General features: G+C 50.7%; 7 protein-coding genes and 1 pseudogene. 2 read left to right on the forward strand and 6 right to left on the reverse strand.

Going from position 1 to position 7,187, the window contains the following annotated elements:
- Positions 1–35 precede the first annotated feature (35 nt).
- Positions 36–512: a hypothetical protein gene (locus tag AT710_08585; GenBank protein ID KUO90648.1), complete on the forward strand. Its 477-nt coding sequence runs from the start codon at positions 36–38 to the stop codon at positions 510–512.
- 8 nt (positions 513–520) lie between these two features.
- Here the strand turns inward: AT710_08585 and AT710_08590 are convergent, their stop codons facing one another.
- The 4 genes from AT710_08590 to AT710_08605 form a co-directional block, all read right to left on the reverse strand.
- A complete protein-coding gene (locus AT710_08590) occupies positions 521–1,420 on the reverse strand; it encodes a 2-ketoisovalerate ferredoxin oxidoreductase (protein KUO90649.1) in 900 nt (299 codons plus the stop codon).
- On the reverse strand, positions 1,420–2,631 hold the full coding sequence (locus AT710_08595) for a pyruvate ferredoxin oxidoreductase (GenBank protein KUO90650.1): 1,212 nt from the start codon (positions 2,629–2,631) through the stop codon (positions 1,420–1,422). Before AT710_08595 ends, AT710_08590 begins: the two co-directional genes overlap by 1 nt.
- Position 2,632: 1 nt before the next feature.
- A complete protein-coding gene (locus AT710_08600; protein ID KUO90651.1) occupies positions 2,633–2,902 on the reverse strand; it encodes a ferredoxin in 270 nt (89 codons plus the stop codon).
- A gap of 1 nt (position 2,903) precedes the next feature.
- Positions 2,904–3,470 carry a pyruvate oxidoreductase subunit gamma gene (locus AT710_08605; GenBank protein ID KUO90652.1) on the reverse strand — a complete coding sequence of 189 codons (567 nt, stop codon included), beginning with the start codon at positions 3,468–3,470 and terminating at the stop codon, positions 2,904–2,906.
- Between the two features lie 238 nt (positions 3,471–3,708).
- Here AT710_08605 and pyrG point away from each other — a divergent pair, with 238 nt between their 5' ends.
- On the forward strand, positions 3,709–5,340 hold the full coding sequence (gene pyrG, locus AT710_08610) for a CTP synthetase (protein KUO90653.1): 1,632 nt from the start codon (positions 3,709–3,711) through the stop codon (positions 5,338–5,340).
- Between the two features lie 158 nt (positions 5,341–5,498).
- Here pyrG and AT710_08615 read toward each other — a convergent pair whose 3' ends face one another.
- Both AT710_08615 and AT710_08620 read right to left on the reverse strand, forming a co-directional pair.
- Positions 5,499–5,861: a hypothetical protein gene (locus AT710_08615; GenBank protein KUO90654.1), complete on the reverse strand. Its 363-nt coding sequence runs from the start codon at positions 5,859–5,861 to the stop codon at positions 5,499–5,501.
- A gap of 267 nt (positions 5,862–6,128) precedes the next feature.
- Positions 6,129–7,187 (reverse strand): annotated as a pseudogene (locus AT710_08620) (transposase).

Here is a 7,187-nt window from a genome sequence, read left to right on the forward strand (position 1 = left end):
GAGGCGGTTATTGATAGGTTGAGGAGTATTGCTCGATGGAGGGGGTCTCCATTGGGGGGGATGCGTTGGATGCCTTGTGGGAGGTGAGTGGGAGTGACTTGAGGAGGGCGATTAATGCCCTCCAGGCCGCCTCAAGCCTCTCCCGCCAAATAACGGCAGAAACAATATACAAAGCAATGGGTAAGGCGAGTCCAACCATTTTGAGGGAGATAATTAAGGAATTATTGCTGGGGGACTTCGACAGGGGAAGCAAGGCCCTCCATAGATTAGTTGATGATGAGGGCGCTGATCCACTTGACGTGATTGGATTCGCCCATTACGACTTATTGTCGACATACTCGAGCTATAAGTTGCCTGAGCACGTGAAGCCTCAATTGGTTCACTTGATCTCCTCCGCCCATTATAGGATAATCCGTGGATCCGACCCCATAATTCAATTATTGGGTCTCTTATCCAAGATGAGGATGATTATATCGGGCATTAACGCCGTGGGGCAGCCTCAAGCCTCGTGAATTCCTCCTCACCTGTAAATCTCGCTCAGCTTCAGTATTGTGTTCCAGTAGGAGTCTATCTTGGCCTCGTATATCTTCATCGCATCTGCATCCACTTTAGCGAATCTTCCCTGCAGCTTCATGTACTCGCTCAGCGGTTTTCTCTTGGCTTTATCCCTGTACATGGCGCTCGGTGGACTTATGGTTAGCTTGCCCTGATTATACTCCCATAGAACCCATACCCCGGTCTCCACCGCTAGCTGCGCCATCTTTATCGTGTAGCTGTCATCGAATTTTTGACCTGGGGGACAGGGCGNGTATAGGTGTATGAACTTGAATCCACGTATTTGATTGGCTTTCCTGATCTTGGCAATGAAGTCCAGGGGATACGCTATAGATGCAGTAGCCACGTAAGGTATCTTATGCATCAGCATTATGAGCGCCATCTCCTTCCTATCCTCGGTCTTGCCGTTAGGCGACGTGGTGGTCCACGCCATCCAGGGCGTCGTGCCTGAGGCNTGTATGCCGGTATTCATGTAAGCCTCATTATCGGCAAGTATGTAAATCAAGTCCTCATTTCTGGCTGCGGCGCCACTTAATGCTGCGAACCCTATATCGGAGCTCGCGCCGTCCCCCGCCCAAACGACCACGGGCCCATTATTACCCCTGATCCTGGCCGCCGACACTAACCCGCTGGCCACGGCTGGACTTGAGGCGAACGGCACGTGCAGCGTGGGTACATTGAATGATGTGGTGGGAGCCATGCCTGGAATCACGCTTGAGCATCCGGCCGGTATCACCAGCGACATTTTTCCATTAAGCGCCATGGCTACTTGCTTTAAGCCCACCAGCAATGGGCATCCAGGGCACGCGGCTGTGCCAGGCATTATGAATTTATCCCTGGGCAATTGATCTATCCTGATGCTCATCACTCACCACCCATCCTAGGCATTAACCACTCCTTCCTAATCCTCATTGGGCCCAACTCCTCGGTTTCATCTATGAATCCCTTAATGGCCTCCTTAAAGTCGCTTGGAGACACATCGACGCCAGCAAGTCCAGCCAGCACGCCCTTGAATGAGACCGTGGGCGGCACTAGCCCCATTATTTCGCCCGCCAATACGCCTCCAAACCCGGCCGAGTAATCCCTATCAAATACCATTATGCCCTTGGCGCTCGACGCTATTGCAGCTATTTCCTCCTCTGGGAAGGGCCTTACGAACCTGATCCTGAGCATCCCCACCCTGTATCCCTCCATCCTCAAATCATTCACAGCCTTAAGCAAGTCGCCGGACCACGCGCCCATGGATACCACGAAGTAATTGGCATCGCTGCAATTAATGCACTCAACGAGGCCCCCATAGTTTCTGCCGGTCAGTTTAGCATATGAATTAAACGTGTCCTGAATCACTTTCCTCGCCTCACTCATTGAATCATCCATCATTTTCTTAAGCAGCATGTGATATGAATCCGACTTAACCATGTTGCCCATGGTTATTGGTTCGCCCCCCGGCTCTATTAGGTATGGCACGCGGGGATCCCGTGGCGGCAACCATGAATCAATCACGTCCTGGCCCGGCGTCTCAAGCACCTCGGCCGTGTGGCTCAGTATGAAGCCATCCAAGCCTATGGCGACGGGGAGAAGCACCCTTGGGTCCTCCGTTATCTTATATGATGCCAGCGTCATATCGAATGCCTCCTGCACGTTCTGCGCCATTCCTATTATCCACCCGCTGTCCCTGATTGCCATGAGGTCCGTGTGCTCATCATGGATATTCCAGGGCGGGCCCAGGGACCTAGTGACTACAGCCATCACTAGCGGTAAGCGAGAGGCTGCTGCCCACCATAGCATCTCATACATGTAAAACAAGCCGTGGCTGGAGGTTGCCGTGAATGCCCTCGCGCCCCCAGCCGCCGCGCCGTATACGGAGGCAAGCGCGGCGAACTCGCTTTCCACCCTTATGAATCTGGCATCCATTTCCTTGCCGTCAACCATCTCGGCTAGGCGCTCAACTATAAGCGTTTGAGGAGTTATTGGGTAGGCCGATATTACTTGAACCCTGGCTAATTTAACTGCTTCGGCTACCGCGTGATCCCCAACTAATACTTTCCGAGTTTGTTTCTGTATTGTCTCCTGCATATTACACCACCGTCTCCTTCACCATATCTATAACCTTTACTGGGCAAACCTCAGCGCATATGCCGCATCCCTTGCAGTAATCATAATCTATCTTGACAGACTTATCCTCAAGCCAATCAATGGTGTCCTCTGGGCAGTATAGCCAACAANGACCGCACTTAATGCACTTCTCATTGTTGACGACAGGCCTATAGGTACGCCACGTCCCCGTCTTCCCAGCCGCTCCCGGGGCCGGCCTCGAGAGGAGGTACTTGGTGAAATCGAGACCCATATTAGGCCGCCTCCACCTCAATGACTGGCTTTGCCTCATTATAGGCGCGCCTAACTGCCTCCAGGTTCTGGTTAAGCACATTGCCGCGTATGAATTCCCTTAATGAGTCGATTATCGATTGTAGGCTGATTAGTCCAGTTGCCTTAGCGAATGCTCCAAGCATTGGGGTATTCACGACATGCCACCCAGCTATAACTAGTCCGAGATCCTCGGCTATTTGATTGGCATTAACCCAATGAGCGGGGAGCGGCGTCTTTATAGGCGCCGGGGAATTAATTATTAATTGCGTTTCCCTTGATTTGGCGTAATCCATTATATTGATTTGATTAAGTATGGTGTGGGTGAGGATCATTATTATATCAGCCCTCTTTATCGCGCTATGCAGTATCACGGGCTCAGTCCCTATCCGGGCATACGACTTAACTATGGCTCCGCGCCGTTCCGCGCCGAATTCAGGCATTGCTTGTCCCCATTTTCCCTCCTTCATTGCAGCTGAAACTAGGATCCTGGCGGCGGTCACCCCTCCCTGCCCGCCCCGTCCAAGGATTAATATATCCGTTATACCCATGATTGTCGCTCTATCATTTCTCAATGGTCTTATAAATTTTTCTCCGGAGATATTTTTAATGCTATTTTGGAATATCTATAATATTTATAGAATCCAAGAAAACCCCATGCGATGACTCCTCATCGATGCGGCATCAAGGAAAGCAAGCGGGGCCAATAAATGCATGCGCCGCCCATTTTGAGGCATATGGATTAGACCTCAAAATAAGGTTTAATAGCGGTACCTGGGTTAGTGCTATATGACTAAGTTCATTTTTATCACGGGAGGAGTATTAAGCGGTGTTGGGAAGGGGGTAACCACATCATCAATAGCTAAGATATTGCAGATGAGGGGCCTCACGGTTACTGCTGTTAAGATTGATCCATATCTCAACGTTGATGCCGGCACAATGAATCCATTTGCTCACGGCGAGGTGTTCGTAACCATGGATGGCGGCGAAACGGATCTGGATCTTGGCCACTATGAGCGATTCCTAGACATTGAGCTAAGCAAGGATCATAATATAACCTCCGGCCAGATATACTTGAAGGTTATAAGGGATGAGCGGGAGGGCAAGTATCTTGGGCAAACCGTTCAATTGATTCCCCACGTCACCGATGAAATCAAGAGAAGAATAAGGCTGGTCGCCGAGGAGTCCGGCGCTGATGTTGTGCTAGTGGAGATAGGGGGAACAGTGGGCGATTATGAGGGCCTGGCATTCCTCGAGGCCATTAGGCAAATGCGCCTTGAGGAGGATGGCAACGTCATGTTCATTCATGTGGCCCTAGTCCCAGTGCTGGAGACAACCGATGAGTTCAAGACAAAGCCCCTCCAGCACAGCGTGATGGAGTTGAGGAGAGTCGGCATTCAGCCTGACGCGATAGTGGCTAGATCCATGAAGCCATTGACCCAGGACATACGGCGCAAAATAGCATTATTCACTAATGTTGGGGAGAACGCCATCTTCTCCTCCTACGATGTTGACACGATTTATAGAGTGCCAATGCTTCTCGATGATCAAGGCATGGGGGATTACATAGGTAGATCACTGGGTCTTCACCTTAATAGGGCTGACTGGGGCACTTGGGCCAGGCTAAGCGATGCAGTGGTGAATGCCAAGGAGGAGATCAATGTGGTGCTTTGCGGCAAGTATGTCAAGCNTCATGACTCATATATAAGCATAGTGGAGGCACTGCGGCACGCCGGCGCTCATCTCGGGATCAGGCCAATCATAACTTGGTGCGACAGCGAGGAGGCGGAAACCCATCAAGGCTTATTGGAGAACATGAAGCCTGATGCATTAATAGTGCTGCCTGGATTCGGCGCTAGGGGAGTTGAGGGCAAGGTGAAGGCAATACAATTCGCGAGGGAGGGCAATATACCGTTCCTAGGCATATGTTACGGCATGCAGCTCGCCGTGGTTGAGTTCGCGAGGCACGTGCTGGGTTACGAGGATGCCCACACGACGGAGGTTAATCCATCCACTCAACATCCAGTTATAGACCTGACTCCAGAGGAGGCGGGCGTAACCGAGGTTGGGGGAACAATGATACTTGGGAACAGGGAGATAAAGTTGGTGGAGGGCTCCATGCTTCACAACATCTATGGCGCCTCAAAGATAGTTGAGCGGCACAGGCATAGGTATGAGGTTAATCCCAAGTACTTCGATGAATTAAGGGGGGCGGGTCTCGTGTTATCAGGTTGGCGCGCTGATCTGGATCGAGTTGAGACAATAGAATTGCCGAATCATTACTTCTTCGTGGGCACACAGTTCCATCCAGAGTTCAAAAGCAGATTGACGCGGCCTCAGCCCCTCTTCGTTGCCCTCCTTAAATCAGCGAGCCATAGGAAGCATGGATTACCGTCGCCCTATACTGGCGCCCAGCCGTGATTGTGAACCATCCTGCCCCGAATGGTGGAGCTTCACAAGTACTGAGGGCGTGTTAGCTTCTCGAATTATTGCTTTGATGGTCCCCTTCCTTAAAGGGCGAGGCTTCTTAGTTCTGGCGGAAGTAGAATAAGTCTTCGCCGTTTATTGGCTTGAGGGGATTAATGAGCGCCCTTCATGCTCTGTATGATTTTCCTCATGAGTTCATGCGCCTCATTAATCACATCACTTGGTGCATCATAAATCACTAAATCGCTTGATATGTCGCCCAGCAATGCGGTTAATCCATTGATCGGCATTGAGGAATCCATCGACTTTACCTCCATTTCCAGCACCGTGAGTAACGTGATCGATACGGAGATGAATCTAGTCCTGAAATCGTCATTAATCGATGGAATGCAGGGCAACCCAAGTCGGCGGCTTCGAGCACATGCTTCATCCAGGGAAAAGCCATCGCTTAAAATGTAAAGACGAAGCAATTCGGGGTTCCTAACCATGTCCCAAAACGCCTCCTCCAGATTCATTCTGTAATCCTTACTGGGGCAACTATTAAAGATTGCATAATATGTATTGACTGACCTCCTCCCCGCCATTTGGCGAGGGTTCCCTGGGGTCTTGGAAGTTACCCCGCTTTCACCAGGGGCTACTGAGGCTCACTTCATGCTGGGATTCAGATGTGTTTTGCTGCCCTTCACTAGGATTTGCCCATACCCGCCTAGAAGAGGCGAGGCTTGTCGTTCGTTTATCACGATGTGCATCCCTAGTTCCCGAGGAGGTGAGCTACCCCACCCTTAAGGGGCTTCCCGCTTCCTTGCCCCGCCTTGCCCATCGTTATGGGTAGTGGGCGGAGCTCCACGGGCACCACGGGCGGCTCCCACCCTGCATGCTTCAAGTGATTGAGAGCGGAATTATAGTCCCTATCAGCCCTCCAACCACACCTGGGGCACTCAAAAACCCTATCACTCAACGCTAAGTCCATCTTCACATAACCACACTTAGCACACGTTTTCGAGGAGTTCCTAGGATCAACTAAAACCACCTTCTTCCCATACTTCCCCAACTGATACTCCACGATGCTCCTAAGCTCATGAAACGCCACGTCATGAAGCCTCATCCTCAGCCCTCTGTTGGACTTACCAACGAGTTGCTTAACGGAGATATCCTCCATAACCACGACGTCGTAATGCTCAGCAAAATNCCTCCCCAACTTCATGTACAAGTCCTTTCTAAGGTTCGCTAAATGCTCATAAGCCCTCGCCAGCTCCATCTTCGCCTTGAACCAGTTGCGGGATAGAAATTTCTTCCTAGATAGCTCCTTATGCAGCCTCCTCACTTTCTTAAGTGCCTTCTCGTAGGGCCTCAGGTTTGGGAGGTACTCCCCATCCGAGGTCACTAACAATTTCTCCACACCAACATCGATCCCCACCGCCTTCCCAGTGTTTAGTAGCTTTGGGAATTCATAATCCTCAACAATGAACGAGACATACACTTTTCCACTCCTCGTCAATTTCACCGCCACGCGTTTAACTTCCTCTAACGGGAAGTCCCTATGAACAATTAATTTAAACACGCCTAGACTTGATAACCTCAACACGAGTCTCTTCTTGTTCTTGCCCTTCCCCTCCCTAGCCAATATTCTCCAACCGCTTTGCGAATAAATCAAACTGTAGTATTTATGGGGTTTCTTCTCCTTGGGGAATCTTGCAAGCCCATCGAAGAAGCGCTGCCTAGCCTCATAATATCTGTCGGCGATTTGTTGAACTACTTGTGAGTATAATTGTTGGTACTCCTCATCTTGTTTCCTCAAGTCGAGGGCTAGTTGCCTCAACTCCGTGAGGGTTAATCCCTTC

The organism is Thermocladium sp. ECH_B, from assembly GCA_001516585.1.
Taxonomy (GTDB): domain Archaea; phylum Thermoproteota; class Thermoprotei; order Thermoproteales; family Thermocladiaceae; genus Thermocladium.

Coding starts and splice junctions, on each gene's coding strand:
- AT710_08595 (KUO90650.1), bottom strand. CDS start 2,631: ATGCAGGAGACAATACAGAAACAAACTCGGAAAGTATTAGTTGGGGAT.
- AT710_08585 (KUO90648.1), top strand. CDS start 36: ATGGAGGGGGTCTCCATTGGGGGGGATGCGTTGGATGCCTTGTGGGAG.
- AT710_08605 (KUO90652.1), bottom strand. CDS start 3,470: ATGGGTATAACGGATATATTAATCCTTGGACGGGGCGGGCAGGGAGGG.
- AT710_08615 (KUO90654.1), bottom strand. CDS start 5,861: ATGAATCTGGAGGAGGCGTTTTGGGACATGGTTAGGAACCCCGAATTG.